General features: G+C 53.2%; 20 protein-coding genes and 1 rRNA gene. 8 read left to right on the top strand and 13 right to left on the bottom strand.

All coding sequences use genetic code 11. The annotated features are described in order from the left end of the window. Positions 1 to 12 precede the first annotated feature (12 nt). Positions 13 to 1,554, bottom strand: a 16S ribosomal RNA gene (locus OGY72_RS20115). Between the two features lie 369 nt (positions 1,555 to 1,923). Continuing rightward, positions 1,924 to 2,490: a D-glycero-beta-D-manno-heptose 1,7-bisphosphate 7-phosphatase gene (gmhB, locus tag OGY72_RS20110; protein ID WP_126319180.1), complete on the bottom strand. Its 567-nt coding sequence runs from the start codon at positions 2,488 to 2,490 to the stop codon at positions 1,924 to 1,926. 189 nt (positions 2,491 to 2,679) lie between these two features. Here gmhB and metN point away from each other — a divergent pair, with 189 nt between their 5' ends. From metN to proS, 6 genes are all read left to right on the top strand, one after another. Then, a complete protein-coding gene (gene metN, locus OGY72_RS20105; RefSeq protein ID WP_003829140.1) occupies positions 2,680 to 3,711 on the top strand; it encodes a methionine ABC transporter ATP-binding protein MetN in 1,032 nt (343 codons plus the stop codon). Continuing rightward, the gene (locus OGY72_RS20100; protein ID WP_003018471.1) at positions 3,704 to 4,357 is read left to right on the top strand and encodes a methionine ABC transporter permease MetI; all 654 of its coding nucleotides are present in this window, start codon (positions 3,704 to 3,706) and stop codon (positions 4,355 to 4,357) included. The genes metN and OGY72_RS20100 overlap by 8 nt, the downstream gene beginning before the upstream one ends. A 44-nt stretch (positions 4,358 to 4,401) precedes the next feature. Then, positions 4,402 to 5,217: a methionine ABC transporter substrate-binding lipoprotein MetQ gene (gene metQ, locus OGY72_RS20095; protein ID WP_003829145.1), complete on the top strand. Its 816-nt coding sequence runs from the start codon at positions 4,402 to 4,404 to the stop codon at positions 5,215 to 5,217. Between the two features lie 116 nt (positions 5,218 to 5,333). Beyond that, on the top strand, positions 5,334 to 5,738 hold the full coding sequence (gene rcsF, locus OGY72_RS20090; RefSeq protein ID WP_003018477.1) for an envelope stress sensor lipoprotein RcsF: 405 nt from the start codon (positions 5,334 to 5,336) through the stop codon (positions 5,736 to 5,738). Continuing rightward, positions 5,735 to 6,442 carry a tRNA (N6-threonylcarbamoyladenosine(37)-N6)-methyltransferase TrmO gene (tsaA, locus tag OGY72_RS20085; protein WP_003829147.1) on the top strand — a complete coding sequence of 236 codons (708 nt, stop codon included), beginning with the start codon at positions 5,735 to 5,737 and terminating at the stop codon, positions 6,440 to 6,442. Before rcsF ends, tsaA begins: the two co-directional genes overlap by 4 nt. Before the next feature lie 113 nt (positions 6,443 to 6,555). Continuing rightward, entirely contained in the window at positions 6,556 to 8,274 is a 1,719-nt protein-coding gene (gene proS / locus OGY72_RS20080; protein ID WP_286549009.1) for a proline--tRNA ligase, read from the top strand. A 44-nt stretch (positions 8,275 to 8,318) separates the two neighbouring features. Here the strand turns inward: proS and nlpE are convergent, their stop codons facing one another. Genes nlpE through OGY72_RS20065 form a run of 3 tightly spaced genes read right to left on the bottom strand, consistent with a single transcriptional unit; the run spans position 8,319 to position 10,012 of the window. Next, positions 8,319 to 9,017 (bottom strand): envelope stress response activation lipoprotein NlpE, encoded by a 699-nt coding sequence (nlpE, locus tag OGY72_RS20075; RefSeq protein ID WP_286549039.1) that lies wholly within the window; start codon positions 9,015 to 9,017, stop codon positions 8,319 to 8,321. Between the two features lie 30 nt (positions 9,018 to 9,047). Further along, positions 9,048 to 9,470, bottom strand: a complete 423-nt coding sequence (arfB, locus tag OGY72_RS20070; RefSeq protein ID WP_181511213.1) for an alternative ribosome rescue aminoacyl-tRNA hydrolase ArfB — start codon at positions 9,468 to 9,470, stop codon at positions 9,048 to 9,050. Beyond that, positions 9,467 to 10,012: a YaeQ family protein gene (locus OGY72_RS20065; protein WP_181509451.1), complete on the bottom strand. Its 546-nt coding sequence runs from the start codon at positions 10,010 to 10,012 to the stop codon at positions 9,467 to 9,469. The genes arfB and OGY72_RS20065 overlap by 4 nt, the downstream gene beginning before the upstream one ends. Positions 10,013 to 10,200: 188 nt before the next feature. Here OGY72_RS20065 and OGY72_RS20060 point away from each other — a divergent pair, with 188 nt between their 5' ends. Together OGY72_RS20060 and rof are read left to right on the top strand one after the other, a co-directional pair. Continuing rightward, on the top strand, positions 10,201 to 10,401 hold the full coding sequence (locus OGY72_RS20060) for a YaeP family protein (RefSeq protein WP_003018499.1): 201 nt from the start codon (positions 10,201 to 10,203) through the stop codon (positions 10,399 to 10,401). Continuing rightward, entirely contained in the window at positions 10,388 to 10,648 is a 261-nt protein-coding gene (rof, locus tag OGY72_RS20055) for a Rho-binding antiterminator (protein ID WP_181509452.1), read from the top strand. The genes OGY72_RS20060 and rof overlap by 14 nt, the downstream gene beginning before the upstream one ends. Positions 10,649 to 10,690: 42 nt before the next feature. Here the strand turns inward: rof and tilS are convergent, their stop codons facing one another. From tilS to lpxA, 8 genes are all read right to left on the bottom strand, one after another. After that, positions 10,691 to 11,986 carry a tRNA lysidine(34) synthetase TilS gene (gene tilS, locus OGY72_RS20050; protein ID WP_286549003.1) on the bottom strand — a complete coding sequence of 432 codons (1,296 nt, stop codon included), beginning with the start codon at positions 11,984 to 11,986 and terminating at the stop codon, positions 10,691 to 10,693. A gap of 61 nt (positions 11,987 to 12,047) precedes the next feature. Then, positions 12,048 to 12,437: a VOC family protein gene (locus OGY72_RS20045; protein WP_008786273.1), complete on the bottom strand. Its 390-nt coding sequence runs from the start codon at positions 12,435 to 12,437 to the stop codon at positions 12,048 to 12,050. Between the two features lie 66 nt (positions 12,438 to 12,503). Further along, positions 12,504 to 14,642 (bottom strand): lysine decarboxylase LdcC, encoded by a 2,139-nt coding sequence (gene ldcC, locus OGY72_RS20040; RefSeq protein ID WP_286549002.1) that lies wholly within the window; start codon positions 14,640 to 14,642, stop codon positions 12,504 to 12,506. Positions 14,643 to 14,741: 99 nt separating this feature from the next. Continuing rightward, positions 14,742 to 15,701, bottom strand: coding sequence for an acetyl-CoA carboxylase carboxyl transferase subunit alpha (gene accA / locus OGY72_RS20035; RefSeq protein ID WP_003829164.1), 960 nt, complete (start codon positions 15,699 to 15,701; stop codon positions 14,742 to 14,744). Between the two features lie 12 nt (positions 15,702 to 15,713). Further along, a complete protein-coding gene (gene dnaE, locus OGY72_RS20030; RefSeq protein ID WP_008786271.1) occupies positions 15,714 to 19,196 on the bottom strand; it encodes a DNA polymerase III subunit alpha in 3,483 nt (1,160 codons plus the stop codon). Between the two features lie 24 nt (positions 19,197 to 19,220). Next, complete coding sequence (gene rnhB / locus OGY72_RS20025) at positions 19,221 to 19,817, bottom strand: ribonuclease HII (protein ID WP_003018518.1); 597 nt, start codon at positions 19,815 to 19,817, stop codon at positions 19,221 to 19,223. After that, positions 19,814 to 20,962, bottom strand: a complete 1,149-nt coding sequence (gene lpxB, locus OGY72_RS20020; protein ID WP_063941139.1) for a lipid-A-disaccharide synthase — start codon at positions 20,960 to 20,962, stop codon at positions 19,814 to 19,816. The genes rnhB and lpxB overlap by 4 nt, the downstream gene beginning before the upstream one ends. Continuing rightward, the gene (gene lpxA, locus OGY72_RS20015; RefSeq protein WP_003018525.1) at positions 20,962 to 21,750 is read right to left on the bottom strand and encodes an acyl-ACP--UDP-N-acetylglucosamine O-acyltransferase; all 789 of its coding nucleotides are present in this window, start codon (positions 21,748 to 21,750) and stop codon (positions 20,962 to 20,964) included. Before lpxA ends, lpxB begins: the two co-directional genes overlap by 1 nt. Between the last annotated feature and the right edge of the window lie 2 nt (positions 21,751 to 21,752).

The following is a 21,752-nucleotide window of genomic DNA, read 5'->3' as shown; positions in this document are numbered from 1 at the left end:
GGTTCTTTAAGGTAAGGAGGTGATCCAACCGCAGGTTCCCCTACGGTTACCTTGTTACGACTTCACCCCAGTCATGAATCACAAAGTGGTAAGCGCCCTCCCGAAGGTTAAGCTACCTACTTCTTTTGCAACCCACTCCCATGGTGTGACGGGCGGTGTGTACAAGGCCCGGGAACGTATTCACCGTGGCATTCTGATCCACGATTACTAGCGATTCCGACTTCATGGAGTCGAGTTGCAGACTCCAATCCGGACTACGACATACTTTATGAGGTCCGCTTGCTCTCGCGAGGTCGCTTCTCTTTGTATATGCCATTGTAGCACGTGTGTAGCCCTACTCGTAAGGGCCATGATGACTTGACGTCATCCCCACCTTCCTCCAGTTTATCACTGGCAGTCTCCTTTGAGTTCCCGGCCGAACCGCTGGCAACAAAGGATAAGGGTTGCGCTCGTTGCGGGACTTAACCCAACATTTCACAACACGAGCTGACGACAGCCATGCAGCACCTGTCTCAGAGTTCCCGAAGGCACCAAAGCATCTCTGCTAAGTTCTCTGGATGTCAAGAGTAGGTAAGGTTCTTCGCGTTGCATCGAATTAAACCACATGCTCCACCGCTTGTGCGGGCCCCCGTCAATTCATTTGAGTTTTAACCTTGCGGCCGTACTCCCCAGGCGGTCGACTTAACGCGTTAGCTCCGGAAGCCACGCCTCAAGGGCACAACCTCCAAGTCGACATCGTTTACGGCGTGGACTACCAGGGTATCTAATCCTGTTTGCTCCCCACGCTTTCGCACCTGAGCGTCAGTCTTTGTCCAGGGGGCCGCCTTCGCCACCGGTATTCCTCCAGATCTCTACGCATTTCACCGCTACACCTGGAATTCTACCCCCCTCTACAAGACTCTAGCCTGCCAGTTTCGGATGCAGTTCCCAGGTTGAGCCCGGGGATTTCACATCCGACTTGACAGACCGCCTGCGTGCGCTTTACGCCCAGTAATTCCGATTAACGCTTGCACCCTCCGTATTACCGCGGCTGCTGGCACGGAGTTAGCCGGTGCTTCTTCTGCGAGTAACGTCAATTGCTGCGGTTATTAACCACAACACCTTCCTCCTCGCTGAAAGTACTTTACAACCCGAAGGCCTTCTTCATACACGCGGCATGGCTGCATCAGGCTTGCGCCCATTGTGCAATATTCCCCACTGCTGCCTCCCGTAGGAGTCTGGACCGTGTCTCAGTTCCAGTGTGGCTGGTCATCCTCTCAGACCAGCTAGGGATCGTCGCCTAGGTGAGCCGTTACCCCACCTACTAGCTAATCCCATCTGGGCACATCCGATGGCAAGAGGCCCGAAGGTCCCCCTCTTTGGTCTTGCGACGTTATGCGGTATTAGCTACCGTTTCCAGTAGTTATCCCCCTCCATCGGGCAGTTTCCCAGACATTACTCACCCGTCCGCCACTCGTCACCCAAGGAGCAAGCTCCTCTGTGCTACCGTTCGACTTGCATGTGTTAGGCCTGCCGCCAGCGTTCAATCTGAGCCATGATCAAACTCTTCAATTTAAAAGTTTGATGCTCAATGAATTAAACTTCGTAATGAATTACGTGTTCACTCGTTGAGACTTGGTATTCATTTTTCGTCTTGCGACGTTAAGAATCCGTATCTTCGAGTGCCCACACAGATTGTCTGATAAATTGTTAAAGAGCAGTTGCGACGCGCTTTAGCGCTCTGTCGCGAGGTGGCGTATATTACGCTTTCCTCTTTCAGAGTCAACCCTCATTTTCAGGTTTTTCTCTTCAACCGAACCGGCTGTTTGTGTGAAGTGATTCACATCCGCCGTGTCGATGGAGGCGCATTATAGGGAGTCGACTCAGGAAGACAAGCGGAAAAATGCATTTTTGTTTCAACCGCTCACCTTTTATCCACAACGCTTACTTTTGCTGCTTTTTTATCGCCATTGGCAGGTCTGCCAGACTATTTATGACCAAATCTGCCGCATTTTCTGCTTCCGGCGTGACGGGTTTGCCTGTGCGGACCAATACCTTCGTGCCAACATTCGCAGCTGCCGCCGCCTGCATATCTTCAATTTTGTCGCCTACCATATAAGAAGCGGCCATATCGATGTGCAAGAAGTCTCGGGCGGAGATAAACATGCCAGGATGCGGTTTACGGCAGTCGCAGGCCTGACGATACTCTTCTACAGTACCCTGCGGGTGATGCGGGCAGTAGTAGATACCATCCAGCTCAACGTCGCGATCGGCCAGCGACCAGTCCATCCATTCGGTCAACGTTTCAAACTGCGCCTCAGTAAATTTACCACGCGCGATACCAGACTGGTTCGTCACGATAATAAGCGCGTAACCCATCTTTTTAAGTTCACGCATGGCATCAATAACGCCGTCGATAAACTCAAACTCGTCGATCTCATGTACATAACCGTGGTCCACATTAATGGTACCGTCACGGTCGAGAAAAATTGCGGGTACAGACTTTGCCACCTTTTATAGCTCCTGAATAAGGCATGTGACTCTAGTATCGCATGTTTCAGCGGGCAAGAAAGTGCTCATCGTGCAAAGCCCGATTGATTTAGACGTCTGGATGCCTTAACATCCATCTTGTTGACGGTTTCGACCGTACCTGACAGACGAAAATGCCACGGCTAACTTAATTACGATAATAAATAACCAATGATTAAACTTTCGAATATCACCAAAGTGTTCCAGCAGGGGACTCGCACCATTCAGGCGCTAAATAATGTCAGCCTGCATGTTCCTGCCGGGCAGATTTATGGCGTTATTGGCGCCTCCGGTGCTGGTAAAAGTACGCTCATCCGCTGCGTTAACCTACTCGAACGCCCTACCGAAGGCAGCGTTCAGGTTGGCGGTCAGGAGCTGACCACGCTTTCTGAGTCGGAGCTGACTAAAGCTCGCCGTCAAATCGGCATGATTTTTCAGCACTTTAACCTGCTCTCTTCCCGTACGGTGTTCGGTAACGTCGCACTACCGCTGGAACTGGATAACACGCCAAAAGAAGAGATCAAACGCCGCGTAACAGAACTGTTGGATTTGGTTGGTCTTGGAGACAAGCACGATAGCTACCCGGCCAACCTTTCCGGTGGACAAAAACAGCGTGTGGCGATCGCCCGTGCGCTGGCAAGTAATCCCAAAGTGTTGCTGTGCGATGAAGCCACCAGCGCACTCGATCCGGCAACGACACGCTCGATTCTGGAATTATTGAAAGATATTAATCGTCGTCTGGGACTCACCATTCTGCTGATTACTCACGAGATGGACGTTGTAAAACGTATTTGTGACTGCGTGGCGGTCATCAGTAATGGTGAACTGATTGAGCAGGACACCGTCAGCGAAGTTTTCTCTCATCCGAAAACGCCGCTGGCACAGAAATTTATCCAGTCCACGCTGCACCTGGATATTCCGGAAGATTATCTGGAACGTTTAAAAGCGGAGCCGGAAGCAGACAGCGTGCCGATGCTGCGTATGGAATTCACCGGCCATTCGGTCGATGCACCGCTACTTTCTGAGACGGCCCGTCGCTTTAATGTGAATAACAACATTATTAGCGCGCAGATGGATTACGCCGGCGGCGTGAAGTTCGGCATCATGCTGACTGAAATGCACGGCACACAGGAAGATACACAAGCAGCCATCAGTTGGTTGCAGGAACACCATGTAAAAGTAGAGGTACTGGGTTATGTCTGAGCCGATGATGTGGCTGCTGGTTCGCGGCGTATGGGAAACGCTGGCAATGACCTTTGTGTCCGGTTTTTTTGGCTTTGTGATTGGTCTGCCGGTCGGCGTGTTGCTGTACGTAACGCGTCCGGGGCAAATTATTGAGAACGCGAAGCTCTACCGTACGCTCTCTGCGCTGGTGAACATTTTCCGTTCCATCCCGTTCATCATCTTACTGGTGTGGATGATTCCGTTCACCCGCATGATCGTAGGCACCTCTATCGGACTGCAGGCCGCTATCGTTCCGCTGACCGTCGGTGCCGCGCCGTTTATCGCCCGTATGGTGGAAAATGCGCTGCTCGAAATCCCGACCGGGCTGATAGAAGCCTCTCGTGCGATGGGCGCCACGCCGCTGCAAATTGTACGTAAGGTATTACTGCCAGAAGCGCTGCCAGGACTGGTCAATGCGGCCACCATCACCCTTATCACGCTGGTTGGTTACTCCGCGATGGGCGGTGCCGTCGGTGCCGGTGGTCTTGGACAGATTGGCTATCAGTACGGCTATATTGGTTACAACGCTACCGTAATGAATACAGTACTGGTATTGCTCGTCGTTCTGGTTTATTTAATTCAGTTATCCGGCGATCGCATCGTCCGGGCTGTCACGCACAAATAACGTTGCACACAACACTAAAAACTCATTAAGAAAAGGAAATAAGCATGGCGTTCAAATTCAAAACCTTTGCGGCAGTTGGAGCCCTGATCGGTTCTCTGGCACTTGTGGGTTGTGGTCAGGATGAAAAAGATCCTAATCACATCAAAGTGGGCGTTATTGTTGGCGCAGAGCAGCAGGTTGCAGAAGTCGCGCAGAAAGTAGCAAAAGAAAAATACGGTCTGGACGTTGAGCTGGTCACGTTTAACGATTACGTTCTGCCTAACGAAGCGCTGAGCAAAGGCGATATCGATGCTAACGCCTTCCAGCACAAACCATACCTGGACCAGCAGATCAAAGATCGCGGTTACAAGCTGGTTGCTGTAGGCAATACTTTTGTTTACCCGATTGCGGGCTACTCAAAAAAAATCAAATCACTGGATGAGCTGCAGGACGGTTCCCAGGTCGCGATTCCAAACGACCCGACTAACCTTGGTCGTTCCTTGCTGCTGCTGCAAAAAGTGGGCTTAATCAAACTGAAAGACGGTGTTGGCCTGCTGCCAACCGCGCTGGACGTGATTGAAAACCCGAAAAACCTGAAGCTGGTTGAACTGGAAGCACCGCAGCTGCCGCGTTCCCTGGACGATGCACAAATCGCACTGGCGGTCATCAACACCACCTACGCCAGCCAGATCGGCCTGACTCCGGCAAAAGACGGTATCTTTGTTGAAGATAAAGATTCCCCGTACGTAAACCTGATTGTAACTCGTGAAGACAATAAAGATGCTGAGAACGTGAAGAAATTCGTTGAAGCATACCAGTCTGACGAAGTGTACGAAGCAGCAAACAAAGTCTTCAACGGCGGTGCTGTTAAGGGCTGGTAATTTTAGGCTGTTTACAGAATCTGTAATATCATCAGGACGGGCGCTTGCCCGTCTTGTCATTTATGCAAGCACCTGATTCAATATCTGACGTTTAGATCATTCATTGAGGAAATATTATGCGTGCTTTACCGATCTGTTTAGTAGCACTCTTGCTGAGCGGCTGTTCTATGTTAAGCAGATCCCCTGTTGAACCCGTTCAAAGCACCGCAACCCCGCCGAAAGCGGAGCCGGAAAAACCGAAAGCACCGCGCGCTACGCCGGTAAGAATCATTACTAACGCTGAAGATTTAGTAGGCAAACCGTTCCGCGATCTTGGCGAAGTTAGCGGTGAATCCTGCCAGGCTTCAAACCAGGATTCCCCTCCGAGCATTCCAACCGCACGCAAACGCATGCAGATTAACGCATCAAAAATGAAAGCTAATGCGGTATTGCTGCACAGTTGCGAAGTGACCAGCGGAACGCCGGGTTGCTATCGCCAGGCGGTTTGCATCGGTTCTGCACTGAACATTTCGGCGAAATGAGCCATTTTCAGTTCGAGCAAATAGGCGTTATCCGCTCACCTTATAAAGAAAAGTTCGCCGTTCCACGCCAGCCCGGTCTGGTGAAAAGCGCCAGCGGTGAACTGCATTTGCTCGCACCTTATAACCAGGCCGATGCCGTTCGCGGCCTGGAAGCCTTCAGTCATTTGTGGGTGATTTTTGTTTTTCACCAGACAATGGAAGGTGGATGGCGTCCGACCGTGCGCCCTCCCCGCCTTGGCGGCAACGCCAGAATGGGTGTCTTTGCCACGCGTTCAACGTTTCGTCCTAACCCTGTTGGCATGTCGTTGGTTGAGCTACGGGGCATCCGCTGCCATAAAGAGCACGTGATCCTCGAACTCGGTGGGCTGGATCTCGTTGATGGCACGCCAGTCGTAGATATAAAACCGTATCTGCCGTTTGCCGAATCGTTACCCGATGCTCGTGCCAGCTATGCTCAGGATGCCCCCCAGGCCAGCGTAGACGTGACGTTCAGTGAAGATCTCGCGGAGCAGCTACCGAAGCTCGAACAACGTTACCCGCATCTTCGTCAGTTTATTGCCGAAGTGCTGGCGCAGGATCCGCGTCCTGCCTACCGTAAAAACGAGGAAGAAGGCAAAACCTACGCCGTCTGGCTGCTGGACTTTAACGTCCGCTGGCGCGTCACGCCGTCAGGATTTGAGGTCTTTGCTCTGGAAGCCCGCTAATTTGCGTCGCGTACTCTTTTGACATCCCTTTCTCGCTGGTAAACTAAACCACTTTTGTTTTGTGCCAGGCTCGTTTTGAGCCTGTTCGATCGTTCAACTGGAACCGTAACAACATGCGTACTAGCCAATATCTGCTCTCCACTCTGAAGGAGACACCTGCCGACGCCGAAGTCATCAGCCACCAGCTGATGCTGCGCGCCGGGATGATCCGCAAGCTGGCCTCCGGGTTATATACCTGGCTGCCGACCGGCGTGCGCGTCCTGAAAAAAGTCGAAAACATCGTGCGTGAAGAGATGAACAACGCCGGTGCGATCGAGGTGTTGATGCCGGTCGTTCAGCCTTCTGAACTGTGGGAAGAGAGCGGCCGTTGGGAACAATACGGCCCGGAACTGCTGCGTATTGCTGACCGTGGCGATCGTTCGTTCGTCCTCGGCCCAACGCATGAAGAAGTGATCACCGACCTGATCCGTAACGAGCTGAGCTCTTACAAACAACTGCCGCTGAACTTCTATCAGATCCAGACCAAATTCCGTGACGAAGTCCGTCCGCGCTTCGGCGTGATGCGCTCCCGCGAATTCCTGATGAAAGATGCATACTCTTTCCACACCTCTCAGGAATCCCTGCAGGAAACCTACGACGCGATGTACGCTGCGTACAGCAAAATCTTCAGCCGTATGGGGCTGGATTTCCGTGCAGTACAAGCGGATACCGGTTCTATCGGCGGCAGCGCCTCTCACGAATTCCAGGTGCTGGCGCAGAGCGGCGAAGACGATGTGATCTTCTCCGACTCCTCTGACTATGCGGCGAACATCGAATTTGCCGAAGCCGTTGCGCCGAAAGAGCCGCGCGCGGCAGCAACCCAGGAAATGACGCTGGTAGATACGCCGAACGCTAAAACCATCGCCGAACTGGTTGAGCAGTTCAACCTGCCTATCGAGAAAACCGTGAAAACCCTGCTGGTGAAAGCGGTTGAAGGCAGCAGCTACCCGCTGGTCGCCCTGCTGGTTCGTGGCGATCACGAGCTGAACGAAGTCAAAGCAGAAAAACTGCCGCAGGTTGCCAGCCCACTGACCTTTGCCACCGAAGAAGAAATTCGTGCGCTGGTAAAAGCAGGTCCTGGCTCGCTCGGTCCGGTGAATATGCCTATTCCGGTGGTTATCGACCGTACCGTTGCAGTAATGAGCGATTTCGCTGCCGGTGCCAACATCGACGGTAAACACTATTTCGGTATCAACTGGGATCGCGACGTGGTCACCCCAGAAGTTGCAGACATCCGTAACGTGGTCGCCGGCGACCCGAGCCCGGACGGCAAAGGTACACTGATGATCAAACGCGGTATCGAAGTCGGTCACATCTTCCAGTTGGGTACCAAGTACTCTGAAGCGATGAAAGCCGCCGTTCAGGGCGAAGATGGTCGTAATCAGACGCTGACTATGGGCTGTTACGGTGTCGGGGTCACTCGCGTGGTTGCTGCTGCTATCGAACAGAACTATGACGATCGTGGCATCGTATGGCCAGATGCCATTGCCCCGTTCCAGGTCGCTATTCTGCCGATGAACATGCACAAATCCTACCGTGTGCAGGAGCTGGCTGAAAAGCTGTACGCTGAGCTGCGCGCGCAGGGTATCGAAGTGCTGATGGACGATCGTAAAGAGCGTCCGGGCGTGATGTTTGCCGATATGGAACTGATCGGTATTCCGCACACCATCGTGCTGGGCGACCGTAACCTCGACAACGACGATATCGAATACAAATACCGTCGTAACGGCGAGAAAGAGCTGATTAAAACCGGCGATATCGTCGACTTCCTGGTCAAAGCCATTAAAGGCTAATACCAACAAAAAGGCCCTGATTATCAGGGCCTTTTTTCTATCGATTAATTACACGCTTTACCAGGTATAAATTTCGCGTCTTTATCCGCCATCAACGTTTTCACTTTCTCACCCGTATCCGGGTTTGACTCCAGCGTGAAATGCGCCTCAAGCGTCAGCAGTACGGACTGTCCGTTTTCCGCACGCGCAGCTAAATAGTCACGTTCAAGCTGAGCATTATTCGCCACCGGCATCCGTTTACCCGTTGCGCAGTCGGTAAAGATTGCCGCGTCAGCCATATAGAAATACATGCCTCGCATCGGCATTGGCGTCACCGGTAAGCTGGCGGAAACCGGCTGGAGCGTGTAGTTAAACTTTGACTCAATCGGGTTACCTTCACGATCGAGCATTTCCAGCGCCTCGCCTTTAGCCCGGAAGTACGACTTCTCACCTTTGCTGTCGGTCAGCACCAGCTTGTCGGCAGTGCGCGCCCATGTGCCATAAGAGGCAAACGAAGACGGTTCATCCCGCACGCCCTGATAGCGTTCGTTCATCACCCATGTACCGTCTTTTTCCAGAAACAGAGAGGTTTCAATCCCTTCGCAGTCCGCGCAAGGTAAGATGCCACGCCAGCTTTGCTGCATCGGTTTTAATTCTGCCGCCCGCGTCGGCTGTAGTACTTCAACTTCAGTACGGTTATTACAGCCGATCAAGGAAAAAAGCGTGCATGCAGCGACTACGGACAATATTGCTGTTTTCACTATCAATTCCTTATAAATTTTTATTCCCGCTCGTCAGTCTTGCGTTCGACGAACTCTCCCACGCAGCGCTTTCACTGTGGATTTTTGCGCCTTCGATGACAACCTGCGCTCTTTCGAGGCGCGTGTAGGGCGAGTTGCCTGTCGGCTTTTTTGCACTGCGGTTAATTCTTTTATCACCGCCACCAGCCGGGAGATTGCCGCTTCCCGATTGAGTTCCTGGCTACGGTATTCCTGCGCCTTAATGATAATAATTCCATCACCGCTGATCAGATGATGGCTGGCAGCCAGCAGACGTTCCTTGTAATACTCTGGCAGGCCAGAGGCCCGAATGTCAAAGCGCAAATGGATAGCCGTCGAGGTCTTGTTAACGTGCTGACCGCCCGCGCCCTGCGCCCGAATCGCCGTGATTTCCAGCTCATTATCAGGGATAGAGACGTTTCGGGAGATAACAATCATGAACGCGGCTGCCACGCGGTCAGATGAATTTCCAGATTGTTCTGAGAATCGGACAGCCAGATAGCGCCGTCCTGGATAGTTGCCTGCAGCACCATTGTACGACCAGCAAAATCACTCAGTTGTGCCAGTTGTTCATCATCCAGATACCACACGGTCAGATTTTTAAACTGCGCGCACTTGTTCTGATTTTGCTGCCACCAAATCTGAGCCGCACGGCTGTTGTAAGCAAACAGAGCAACCTCACCAGACTGGGTACAGGCTTTTTTAATACGGCGCTCATCCGGCAGGCCCAGCTCAATCCAGAGATCGATACCCAGATGGTCGTTACGCAGCCATGCTTCAGGCTCGTCTTCCGCACTCAGGCCACGCGTGAACTGCAGCCGTTCATCGGCATATTTAATCCAGGCCAGCAGGCGCAGCATCATGCGCTCCTGGGTTTCAGAGGGGTGACGCGCCAGCGTCAAGGCCGCGTCAAGGAACTGGTTGCGGTCAAGATCCGCTACGTTGACGACGGCTTTATAAATTGTCGCTTTAAGCGCCATGAGAGAACTCCTTTCGAATCAGGCGCACATTGTAGCGAAAACTGCGGCAAAAGGCTGCTAACTGCTCCTCTATCAAGGCGCTGATATTGCTTGAATGAGTATGGTATAGTCACCTTGCTAAACAGAGTTTATCTTCGTAGGCTTAGACTTGCATCCACGGTTAAGTCAGAGTGCTGACAGGAGGGCATGTGGAAAAATATTGTGAGTTAATACGCAAGCGGTACGCGGAAATCGCCAGCGGAGACTTAGGGTATATCCCGGATGCGCTGGGTTGCGTATTGAAGGTGCTTAATGAAGTGGCGGCAGACAGCGCCCTTCCAGAGTCGGTCAGGGAAAAAGCGGCGTATGCTGCCGCGAACTTACTGGTGAGCGATTATGTCAATGAATGAAACGTATCAACCCATCAACTGCGATGATTACGACAATCTTGAACTCGCCTGCCAGCACCATTTGATACTGACGCTGGCGCTAAAAGATGGCGAAGTTTTGCAGGCGAAAGCGAACGACCTGGTTTCACGCAAAAACGTGGAGTATCTGGTCGCAGATGTCGCAGGTGAAACCCGGGAGCTTCGTCTCGACAAAATTGCCAGCTTCAGCCACCCGCAAATCGGTACTGTGGTGGTCAGCGAATCCTGATTATTTTGGTGCCGGATGACGGTGCAAAGCACCTTATCCGGCCTACTTTCCACGCCATACCAGACTCACGCCTTCTTCATCTTCCGCCGCCCCCTCACGCGTCACGAAAACACCCGCAGCCGCAATCAACGTTTCACCGTAAAACAGCAGCGGCGTCGTATCTCGTCGCCAGGGCGGGATCCCCTGCTCCTGCCAGATTTTCTTTAATTTCCGTCCGCCATTACGCCCGACAATATGCAATACCCCTGGCGCTTTAAAACGGATGCTGACGACTTCATCCGCTTGCGGCATGCGCAAATCACCCGCAGAGATTAACTGAACCGAGCCCAATCCGGCAGGCAGCGCCAACGGTGTTTTCCACTCTAACCACGGGATAACTGTTTCGCTTTGCCCGTCGACTGACTTCACCCACCACAGCTGTGACTGATAACGACGGACCTCGTACTCCCCGAGACGAAAACAGGGTGACGCATCTTCCCTCGCCAGCGCCACTTCCTGCCAGATACGTTCCAGCCCATCACGGGAAGGCATCGGCGCATTTAACCCCGCCAGCCAGCGACGAAGCAGCGCGGCACGGCGCACGCCGCTCATCATCATTAACGGCGCCAGTAACAATGTACCGTGGGCTGTGATGCAATCGGCTAAATCGCTGGCCAGCAGTTCATCCAGTAAACTCTCCTGCTCAGCGCAAAGCGCGGCGCTGCGGGCCGTGGCTTGCGCGAAGTGCGGCCAGCGCTGTTGGAGCAACGGGGTAACGCGCAATCTGAGGAAATTGCGATCGTAGGTATCATCCTGATTGCTTTCATCTTCAATCCAGCATAATTCATGCCGTCGCGCCCATACTTCAAGCGCCTCTCGCGTTTGCGCCAGTAGCGGTCTAATCAGCTGGGTTCCGGCGAACGGAGAGCTTTCCCCCATGGCGGAAAGTCCGGCAGGACCACTGCCGCGCTTAAGCGCCAGCAGAAAGGTTTCACACTGGTCATCGAGATGCTGGGCGGTCATCAGCACCTCGCCCGGTAGTAAGGTCTGCGCAAACGCCTGATAGCGCGCGCGTCGCGCCTGAGCTTCGATGCCCAGACCATCATCCTCAAGGTGTACCCGCTCAACCACCAGCGGCACCTGCCAGTGCGCGCATACCGACTCACAGTGTTGCACCCAACTGTCTGCGTGTGGGCTTAATCCGTGATGAATGTGGATTGCGCGTAAAGCGACCTCAGGATGCAGCGCTCGCCACTGCACCAGTTGATGCAGCAATACGGTGGAATCCAGCCCGCCGCTAAAGGCGACCAGAATCGATTGAAAATTCAGCAGTGAAGTGTTCAGCGTGAGTGTCGTCATGATGGTTACTTACAATGGCATTGCCCGGCACGTTACCGGGCTAACACCACAATGACAAGCCTTACATCTCGTACAGTTCGAGGGGCAATCCGTCCGGATCGTTGAAAAACGTAAAGCGTTTACCTGTAAATGGATCGATACGTATGGATTCACACTTCACGTGGTGTGCTTCCAGATGCGCGATCGACTTTTCCACATCCTCCACACTGAACGCCAGATGACGCAAACCGCAGGCTTCCGGTCGGCTCGGACGGCAAGGTGGAAACGGGAAAGAAAAAAGCTCAATCACATACTGGCCGTTCAATGCCAGATCGCCTTTCCACGAGTCTCTCTCTTCCCGATAGGCTTCGCTCATCAGTGTAAAGCCAAGCACATCGCAGTAAAATGCCTTACTCGCCGCGTAGTCCGTCGCAATAATGGCAATATGGTGAACCTGTTTTAATCCCAGCATAGCGTCATCGCCTCTTTCATTTTTCTCTCAGCACGTTACTCGTACGTCTTAGGGTCAGGCAAGTCGTTATGCCATTTTTAAGACTCTCACGCGATACACACCATCCTCGCCCAGTTTAGCGCCATGGATATCGGTTTCAAATCCCGGGTAGCGCTGCCCCACTGAACACAGCATCAGAAGAAAATCGAGGACAGCCCGGCTTTTAGCAGTGATCATTTCCCCGGGCATCAAGAGCGGCACGCCGGGAGGATAAGGCAGGATCATATTGGCGGACACGCGTCCTACCAGTTGATCAAGCGCCACGGTTTCCACCTCACCTTTGATCTGCCGCTGCCAGGCCTGGTGCGGTGTCATTTTCATTTCCGGCAAGGTATCAAATGCCCGCAGCATCAGTCCGGAGAGATCGTGCTGGCGGATCAGCTTATGGATCCCCTGTGCCAGATCCTGAATACGCATATTGCGATAGAAATCGGGATCTTCAGCATACAGATCCGGCAGCATATTTTTCACGCGTAAATTCAGATCGTACGAGCGCTTAAATTCCGTCAGGCCACGTAGCAGCCCCATCGCCCGGGTTTTATCAATGCCAATACTGAACAGGAACAACAGGTTATACGGTCCCGTTTTTTCGACGACGACGCCGCGTTCATCAAGGAATTTCGCCACCAGCGCCGCGGGGATCCCCTCTTCGCTCATATTTCCCTGTTCATCCATTCCCGGCGTCAGAATCGTGACCTTCACCGGGTCGAGGAACATGTGGTCGGCATCAGCATCATTAAATCCGTGCCAGTCTTCACCTGGCGCTACCGGCCAACATTCTGCTTCATCGACCTTTTCCGGCTGCCAGATATCAAAGAACCAGCCATCCGACTCTTCGCGCAGACGCTGCACTTCTTTACGGAAATGCAACGCCCGTTCCACCGAACGATTGATTAACCGCTTGCCGGAATTGCCACGCAGCATTGCCGCCGCCGTTTCTATCGACGCCACAATCGGATAGCTCGGAGACGTGGAGGTATGCATCATAAAGGCTTCGTTGAACGTGTCTTCATCATAGTCACCCTTAATGTGGATCAGCGAAGCCTGTGACAACGCCGCCAGCATCTTGTGGGTGGACTGGGTTTCAAAAATCAGCTTTCCCGGTACCCGTTCGCCGCTCATCCCGCTTTTCCCCTGATAGATCGGATGAAAATGGGTATACGGCACCCAGGCTGAATCAAAATGGATGGAGGGCACATCCAGGGTTTGCTTGATCCAGTTGGTGTTATAAAGCAGCCCGTCATAGGTGGAGTTGGTGATCACCGCGTGTACCGGCCATTGCGCCTGAGTCGTCTCTTCTACCTTGCGTTCAATACTTGCGCGGGTAAATTCCCGACGGGGTATACCGCCGAGGATCCCCAACGCGTTACGCGTAGGCTTCAGCCAGATTGGCACCACATCGCTCATCATCAGCAAATGCGCCAGCGACTTATGGCAGTTGCGATCAATCAGTAGCGTACTGCCTGCAGGCGCAGCATACATGCCGACAATCTTGTTCGATGTCGAGGTACCGTTGGTCACCATATAGCTCTGCTCAGCACCAAAGGTGCGAGCGATGTACTCCTCCGCTTCGAGGTGTGGTCCGGTATGATCAAGCAATGAACCCAGTTCGGTTACGGAAATGGACACGTCGGCTTTCAGCGTATTGCCGCCAAAGAAATCATAGAACAGGCAGCCGACCGGGCTTTTCTGGTACGCCGTACCCGCCATGTGCCCGGGCGTACAGAAGGTATACTTTCCTTCCTTCACATAGGTAAACAGCGCCTTGGTGAACGGAGGCGTGATGTTATCGAGGTATTCGCTGGTGTACTGGCGAATGCGGGTGGCAATGTCTTCAGACTGACCCAGCGCATACTCAAAAAACCACAGCGCCATGCGCAAGTCGTGCGCACTGACATCCATCGTCGAATGGGTATTAATAAAGGCGTAGAGCGGGAGATACTCGTTGAGCTGGTTGATGTCACTGCACAGCTCCAGGCTATATTCATCCCAGTCAAAAATGACGCCGCAAATTCGCGGGTTGTGTTCGATAAACTTCAGCAGGTCAACGCTATTCTGCGGCCAGATAATCTGAAATCCCTGCTGTTGCAGCGCACGTTCAAGTTCCTTGATGGGCTCATCTTTATAAAAGACGCCATGCGGTCCCATGATGGCAATGATATTCATGCGTTCCTCCTGGAAAAACCTTAGTTAATCATAGCCTGGCCAAACCACAGGTAAAAAAAAGGGCCACAACGTTGTGGCCCTTTTCGGAATTAATGCAGTTTACGCGTAACCGTAGCTCATCAGACGCTGGTAACGACGGTTTTTCAGATCGTCTTTGCTTAACACGTCGAGATCGGCGAGATCGGCCAGCAGCTGTGCTTTCAGGGACGCAGCCATCACTTCCGGATTGCGGTGTGCGCCGCCTAACGGTTCCGGAATGATAGAGTCGATAAGCTTCAGCTCTTTCAGACGCGGGGCAACAATTCCCATCGCTTCTGCGGCCAGCGGTGCTTTGTCGGCGCTTTTCCACAGAATTGAAGCACAACCTTCCGGGGAGATAACGGAATAGGTGCTGTATTGCAGCATATTCACTTTATCGCCTACGCCGATCGCCAGCGCGCCGCCGGAACCACCTTCACCAATAACGGTGCAGATTACCGGTACGCTCAGACGCGACATTTCACGCAGGTTGCGCGCGATCGCTTCTGACTGACCACGCTCTTCCGCGCCCACGCCCGGGTAAGCCCCTGGGGTGTCGATGAAGGTAATGATCGGCATGTTGAAGCGCTCGGCCATTTCCATCAGGCGCAGCGCTTTGCGATAGCCTTCCGGTGCTGGCATGCCGAAATTACGGCGAATCTTTTCTTTGGTCTCACGGCCTTTCTGATGACCAATGATCATCACCGGACGGCCATCCAGACGCGCGATGCCGCCGACAATAGCTTTATCATCCGCATAGGCACGATCGCCCGCCAGCTCATCAAATTCATCAAACGCCAGGCGGACATAATCCAGGGTGTACGGACGCTGTGGATGGCGCGCCAGTTGGGCTACCTGCCATGCGCCAAGATCGGCGAAGATTTTACGCGTCAGTTCTACGCTTTTTTCACGCAGACGATGCACTTCTTCATCGATGTTAATATCCAGTTTCTCATCCTGACGGCTAACCGCAGTCAAAGAATCGATTTTTGCTTCCAGCTCTGCAATCGGCTGTTCAAAATCAAGGAAATTCAGACTCATAGTATTCCTGTATTAGTCAAACTCCAGTTCCACCTGCTCCGAACCAATAAGGCCACGGAGATCGTTTAGCAAACGATCGCTCGGAGAGACACGCCACGTCGCGCCAAAACGCAACCGCGCACGTGCATCCGCCCTCTGATAGTAGAGATGTACTGGAATTGTCCCCGAGCGGTGGGGTTCCAGAGACTGACGGAGTCGGTTTAAAAGCTGGTCATCAATTTGCCTGTCCGTCAGCGAGATAGCAAGCCCGCGAGCATATTTTTCCCGGGCTTCGTCAATATCCATGACTTCACGGGCCATCATTTTAAGCCCGCCGCTGAAGTCATCAAAGCTGACCTGTCCGCTGACGATAAGTATGCGGTCTTTTTCCAGCAATTGCTGGTATTTATCCAGAGCATCGGTAAACAACATAACTTCCAGACGCCCGGAACGGTCATCCAGTGTACAGATGCCGATACGATTGCCGCGCTTGGTGACCATTACCCGCGCAGCAATGACGAGCCCCGCAGCCGTGGTGACTTTACCACGTTCTGTCGGATGCATGTCTTTCAGCCTGTAGCCTCCGACATAGCGCTCAATTTCTTTTAAATACTGGTTGATGGGGTGTCCCGTCAGGTAAAGCCCCAACGTTTCACGCTCACCGTCTAATACCACCTGCTCCGGCCACGGTTGGCAGCTGGCATAGGATTGTTCAATTTGCTCCGGTTCTTCCGCCAGTACGCCAAACATATCGGCCTGACCGATGGCTTCGGCTTTTGCATGCTGATCGGCGGCTTTTAGCGCGTCGTTGAGCGAATTCATCAACGCCGCGCGATGCGGGCCAAGGCGATCAAACGCCCCGGACATGATTAGCTTTTCCAGCACCCGGCGGTTAAGTTTTTTGATATCCGTGCGCGCGCAGAGATCAAACAGCTCACGGAAGTAACCGCCTTCGTTACGCGCCTCAATAATAGCTTCAATTGGTCCTTCACCCACGCCTTTTATCGCGCCGATGCCATAAACAATCTCGCCATCATCATTCACGTGAAAATGGTAAAGCCCGGAGTTGATATCCGGCGGCAGGATTTTAAGCCCCATACGCCAGCATTCATCTACCAGCCCGACCACTTTCTCGGTGTTATCCATATCGGCGGTCATTACCGCCGCCATAAACTCAGCAGGATAATGCGCCTTCAGCCACAGAGTCTGGTAAGAAACCAGCGCATAGGCAGCGGAGTGCGATTTGTTAAATCCGTAACCGGCGAATTTCTCCACCAGGTCAAAGATTTTCATCGCCAGTTCGCCGTCTACGCCGCGCTTTTTCGCCCCTTCTTCAAAGGTGCCGCGCTGCTTGGCCATCTCTTCCGGCTTTTTCTTACCCATCGCACGACGCAGCATATCCGCGCCGCCAAGGGTGTACCCGGACAACTCCTGGGCAATCTGCATAACCTGTTCCTGATACAGGATAATGCCGTAGGTCGGCTCCAGTACCGGTTTCAGACACTCATGCTGCCATTGTACATCCGGGTAGGAAATCTCTTCGCGACCATGCTTACGGTCGATAAAGTTATCTACCATCCCCGACTGCAGTGGACCAGGACGGAACAGAGCCACCAGTGCGATCATATCTTCGAAGCAGTCAGGCTGCAGACGTTTGATCAGGTCTTTCATGCCGCGGGATTCAAGCTGGAAGACCGCCGTGGTCTCCGAGCGTTGCAGCATATCGAAGCTTTTCTTGTCATCCAGCGGGATAGCCGCAATATCCAGCGGTGGCTCACCGTTCTTTTCACGGCGCGCGTTGATCATTTCCAGCGCCCAGTTGATGATGGTGAGCGTACGCAGGCCGAGGAAGTCGAACTTCACAAGACCGGCATATTCCACGTCGTTCTTATCAAACTGAGTAACCGGGTGCAGCCCCTGTTCATCGCAGTACAGCGGCGCAAAATCAGTAATTTTTGTCGGTGCGATAACCACACCACCGGCGTGCTTACCGGCGTTACGCGTGACGCCTTCCAGCTTACGCGCCATATCGATCAGCGCTTTAACCTCTTCATCTGCCTCATAGATTTCCGGCAGTTGCGGTTCGGCTTCAAAGGCTTTTGCCAGCGTCATGCCCGGATCGGGCGGCACCAGTTTCGAAATACGGTCAACGAAACCGTACGGATGCCCCAGCACGCGGCCCACGTCGCGGATAACTGCTTTTGCAGCCATCGTACCAAAGGTAATAATCTGCGAAACCGCATCACGACCGTACATTTCCGCCACGTGCTCGATAACCTGGTCGCGTTTCTCCATACAGAAGTCAACGTCGAAGTCGGGCATTGAGACACGTTCCGGGTTAAGGAAACGTTCGAACAGCAGGTCAAATTCCAGCGGATCGAGATCGGTAATTTTCAGCGCATAGGCGACAAGTGAGCCAGCGCCGGAACCACGTCCCGGGCCTACCGGTACGCCGTTATCTTTCGACCACTGGATAAATTCCATAACGATCAGGAAGTAGCCAGGGAATCCCATCTGGTTGATAACTTTAAGTTCAACTTCCAGACGTTCATCGTAAGGCGGGCGCTTCTGCGCACGAACTTCAGGGTCAGGGAACAAAAATTCGAGACGTTCTTCCAGACCTTCGCGTGATTTCGCCACGAGGAAATCCTCGGTGGTCATATCGCCGGTCGGGAACTGCGGCAGGAAATATTCGCCCAGACGCACCGTCACGTTGCAGCGTTTGGCTATCTCGACAGTGTTTTGCAGTGCTTCCGGAATATCGGAGAACAGCTCGCACATCTCATCTTCGCTGCGCATGTATTGCTGCGGCGAATAGTTACGCGGGCGTTTCGGGTCATCAAGGGTGAACCCGTCGTGGATCGCTACGCGGATTTCATGCGCGTCGAAATCTCCGGTTTCCAGGAAGCGGACATCGTTAGTCGCCACCACCGGTAGACCACGCGTTTCGGCCAGTGCTACGGCTGCGTGCAGATAATTTTCTTCATCTTGCCTGCCGGTGCGAATCAATTCGAGGAAATAGCAATTGGGAAAATGTTCTTCGTAAAACGCCACGCACTCGTCAACCAGTGCGCTATTGCCGCGCAGCAGGCTGCGTCCGACATCGCCCATGCGACCGCCGGAGAGCAAAATCAAACCTTCTTTTAGCTCGACCAACCAGTCCCGGTCGATAACCGGTCCTTCTGCGCCATAGCCGCGCTGATAGGCTTTCGAAATCAACAACGTCAGGTTCTGATAGCCGGTATTATTTGCGGCCAGCACGGTGAGCTGCGTGAGTTCATCGCCCAACAGCTCACTGCGGACATGAAAATCTGCGCCAACTATCGGCTTGATACCCGCGCCGTGACCCGCTCCGTAAAACTTCACCAGACCACACAGGTTGGTAAAATCGGTGATCGCCAGCGCAGGCATGCCTAACGCGGCCGCCTTTTTTACCAGCGGCCCGGTTTTCGCCAGCCCATCGATCATGGAGTAGTCGCTGTGCACCCGTAGGTGGACGAAACGTGGTTCAGACATCTTCAGATTCCTTCGACACAAGAATCAGGACGAGAGTCCCAGTGCGCGTTTGACGGGGCCAAAGCTGCGGCGATGGTGCTCAGTCGCACCATGCAGTGCCAATTTTTCCAGATGAAATGCGGTTGGATAGCCTTTGTGCTGTGCAAAACCATACTGTGGAAAAACCGTATCCAGCGCCGCCATTTCAGCATCACGAGTGACTTTTGCCAGAATCGATGCGGCGCTAATCTCCGCCACGCGGCTATCGCCTTTGACCACCGCCATCGACGGTACCGGTAATGCCGGGCAACGATTGCCGTCAATCAGCACGTATTCGGGCGCAATATGCAAACCCGCAACCGCACGCTGCATGGCCAGCATGGTGGCATGCAAAATGTTCAGCTCGTCGATTTCATGCGGTTCCGCCCGACCCAGGCTCCAGCTTAACGCTTTTTCTTTAATTTCATCAAACAGCGCCAGGCGACGTTTTTCTGACAGTTTTTTGGAGTCATTAAGACCGATAATAGGGCGAGCCGGATCCAGAATGACGGCAGCAGTGACGACCGCACCGACCAAAGGGCCGCGCCCGACTTCATCCACACCCGCCACTAAATGCGTATGCGGATACACAAATTCAATCATTGCGCTAACTCCAGGACCGCATCCGCCGCCTGCTCATCAGCATTGCAACGGATCTGCTGGTGCAGTTCACGGAATGTGTCGTGCATCGCATGGCTGGTTTTACCATTTGCCAGCAACGGCAACAGCGCTTGCGACAGCGCCTGCGGTTCACACTCTTCCTGCAACAGCTCTTTAACCAGTTCTCTTCCCGCCAGCAGGTTCGGTAGCGAAACGTAATCCGTTTTCACCAGGCGCTTCGCCAGCCAAAAGGTGAAGGGTTTCATACGGTAGCCAACCACCATCGGGCATTTTGCCAGCATACATTCCAGCGCGGCGGTACCAGAAGCCAGCAGTGCGGCATCGCTGGCCACCATTGCTTCACGTCCCATCCCATTGAGCAGATGTACAGAAAGCTCCGGTGCAACTTCCGCTTTAATGCGTTCAAACTGCTCGCGACGTTTGGCATTCACCAACGGCACCACCACCTCAAGATCCGGATAATGCTGGCGTAATAGCTGCGCCGTTTTCAGAAAATCGGCGCTGAGCATTTCCACTTCTGCACCACGGCTTCCTGGCAGTAGCGCCAGGCAGTGAGCGTCATGAGGAATGCCCAGAACATCACGCGCCGCATTTTTATCCGGGTCCAACGGCATGGCATCTGCCATGGTATGACCGATAAAGCGGCACGGGACGTTAAATTTGTCATAAAACGCCTTTTCGAAAGGCAGAAAGGCCAGCACCATGTTGGTGGATCTGCCTATTTTGAAAACGCGTTTCTGTCGCCACGCCCAAACGGACGGACTGACATAATGAATGGTTTTAATGCCCTGTCTTTTCAAATTCCCTTCGAGGGTAATATTGAAATCAGGTGCATCAATGCCGACGAAAACATCCGGCTTTAAGTCGGTGAATCGGCGAGTGAGGTCGGCACGAATATGCAGTAAACGGCGCAGGCGTCCGAGCACTTCAACAATGCCCATGACCGCCAACTCTTCCATTTCGTACCAGGCTTCACAACCTTCGGCCTGCATCAGCGGCCCCGCAACGCCAACAAAGCGCGCATTGGGAACGCGAGCCTTGAGTGCACGGATTAACCCTGCACCAAGAATATCGCCGGAGGTTTCTCCGGCGACGAGGGCAATCGTTAAAGGACGCTGTTCAGTCATTAACGAATCAGGCCACGCGTTGAGCGCTCAAAGAAGTCGCTGAAAGCCTGAACTTCGGGGTACTGTTTCGCCAGTTCCGCGATTTCTGGTTTCACTTCTTCCAGCGTTTTACCGCTACGGTACAACGCTTTGTAGGCGTTACGAATCGCGGTAATCGCTTCGCGGGTGAATCCACGACGCTTCAGACCTTCGATATTGACGCCAAACGGCGTCGCGTGGTTGCCCTGGGCGATAACGTACGGAGGCACGTCCTGGGCTACACCAGAACAGCCGCCAACCATCACATGCGCACCGATGATGCAGAACTGATGCACCGCAGTCATGCCGCCGATGATAACAAAATCATCAAGCGAAACATGTCCGGCAAGCGTGGCGTTATTCGCCAGAATACAGCGGTTGCCTACCGTACAATCATGCGCGACGTGCGCATTAATCATCAGTAAGTTATCGCTGCCCACCTTCGTCACTCCACCGCCCTGCACTGTGCCACGATGAATGGTGACGCTTTCGCGGATGCGGTTGCGATCGCCAATTTCCACACGGGTCGGTTCGCCAGCATATTTAAGATCCTGGTTAACTTCACCGATGGAGGCAAACTGATAGATCTCGTTATCGCGACCAATTTTTGTATGGCCATTCACGACAACGTGAGACTTCAGTACGGTACCCTCACCAATTTCAACATGGGGTCCAACAATACAAAATGGGCCAATGTGAGCATTGGCACCAATGCTGGCGCCCTCTTCTACAATGGCGGTCGGGTGAATAAAGGCGGATTTATCAATCACGT

The organism is Citrobacter sp. Cpo221 (assembly GCF_030332345.1).
Classification (GTDB): domain Bacteria; phylum Pseudomonadota; class Gammaproteobacteria; order Enterobacterales; family Enterobacteriaceae; genus Citrobacter; species Citrobacter portucalensis.
The sequence above is the reverse complement of the archived record's forward strand: the minus strand, read 5'-3'. Positions and strand labels throughout refer to the sequence as shown.

Excerpts from the sequence above, each read along its gene's own strand:
- tsaA (WP_003829147.1), top strand. The coding sequence starts at position 5,735 with ATGAGCCATTTTCAGTTCGAGCAAATAGGCGTTATCCGCTCACCTTAT.
- arfB (WP_181511213.1), bottom strand. The coding sequence starts at position 9,470 with ATGATTGTTATCTCCCGAAACGTCTCTATCCCTGATAATGAGCTGGAA.
- metN (WP_003829140.1), top strand. The coding sequence starts at position 2,680 with ATGATTAAACTTTCGAATATCACCAAAGTGTTCCAGCAGGGGACTCGC.
- rcsF (WP_003018477.1), top strand. The coding sequence starts at position 5,334 with ATGCGTGCTTTACCGATCTGTTTAGTAGCACTCTTGCTGAGCGGCTGT.
- rnhB (WP_003018518.1), bottom strand. The coding sequence starts at position 19,817 with ATGATTGAATTTGTGTATCCGCATACGCATTTAGTGGCGGGTGTGGAT.
- lpxB (WP_063941139.1), bottom strand. The coding sequence starts at position 20,962 with ATGACTGAACAGCGTCCTTTAACGATTGCCCTCGTCGCCGGAGAAACC.
- dnaE (WP_008786271.1), bottom strand. The coding sequence starts at position 19,196 with ATGTCTGAACCACGTTTCGTCCACCTACGGGTGCACAGCGACTACTCC.
- tilS (WP_286549003.1), bottom strand. The coding sequence starts at position 11,986 with ATGACGACACTCACGCTGAACACTTCACTGCTGAATTTTCAATCGATT.
- ldcC (WP_286549002.1), bottom strand. The coding sequence starts at position 14,642 with ATGAATATCATTGCCATCATGGGACCGCATGGCGTCTTTTATAAAGAT.
- metQ (WP_003829145.1), top strand. The coding sequence starts at position 4,402 with ATGGCGTTCAAATTCAAAACCTTTGCGGCAGTTGGAGCCCTGATCGGT.
- OGY72_RS20065 (WP_181509451.1), bottom strand. The coding sequence starts at position 10,012 with ATGGCGCTTAAAGCGACAATTTATAAAGCCGTCGTCAACGTAGCGGAT.
- OGY72_RS20100 (WP_003018471.1), top strand. The coding sequence starts at position 3,704 with ATGTCTGAGCCGATGATGTGGCTGCTGGTTCGCGGCGTATGGGAAACG.
- OGY72_RS20045 (WP_008786273.1), bottom strand. The coding sequence starts at position 12,437 with ATGCTGGGATTAAAACAGGTTCACCATATTGCCATTATTGCGACGGAC.
- accA (WP_003829164.1), bottom strand. The coding sequence starts at position 15,701 with ATGAGTCTGAATTTCCTTGATTTTGAACAGCCGATTGCAGAGCTGGAA.
- rof (WP_181509452.1), top strand. The coding sequence starts at position 10,388 with ATGTCAATGAATGAAACGTATCAACCCATCAACTGCGATGATTACGAC.
- proS (WP_286549009.1), top strand. The coding sequence starts at position 6,556 with ATGCGTACTAGCCAATATCTGCTCTCCACTCTGAAGGAGACACCTGCC.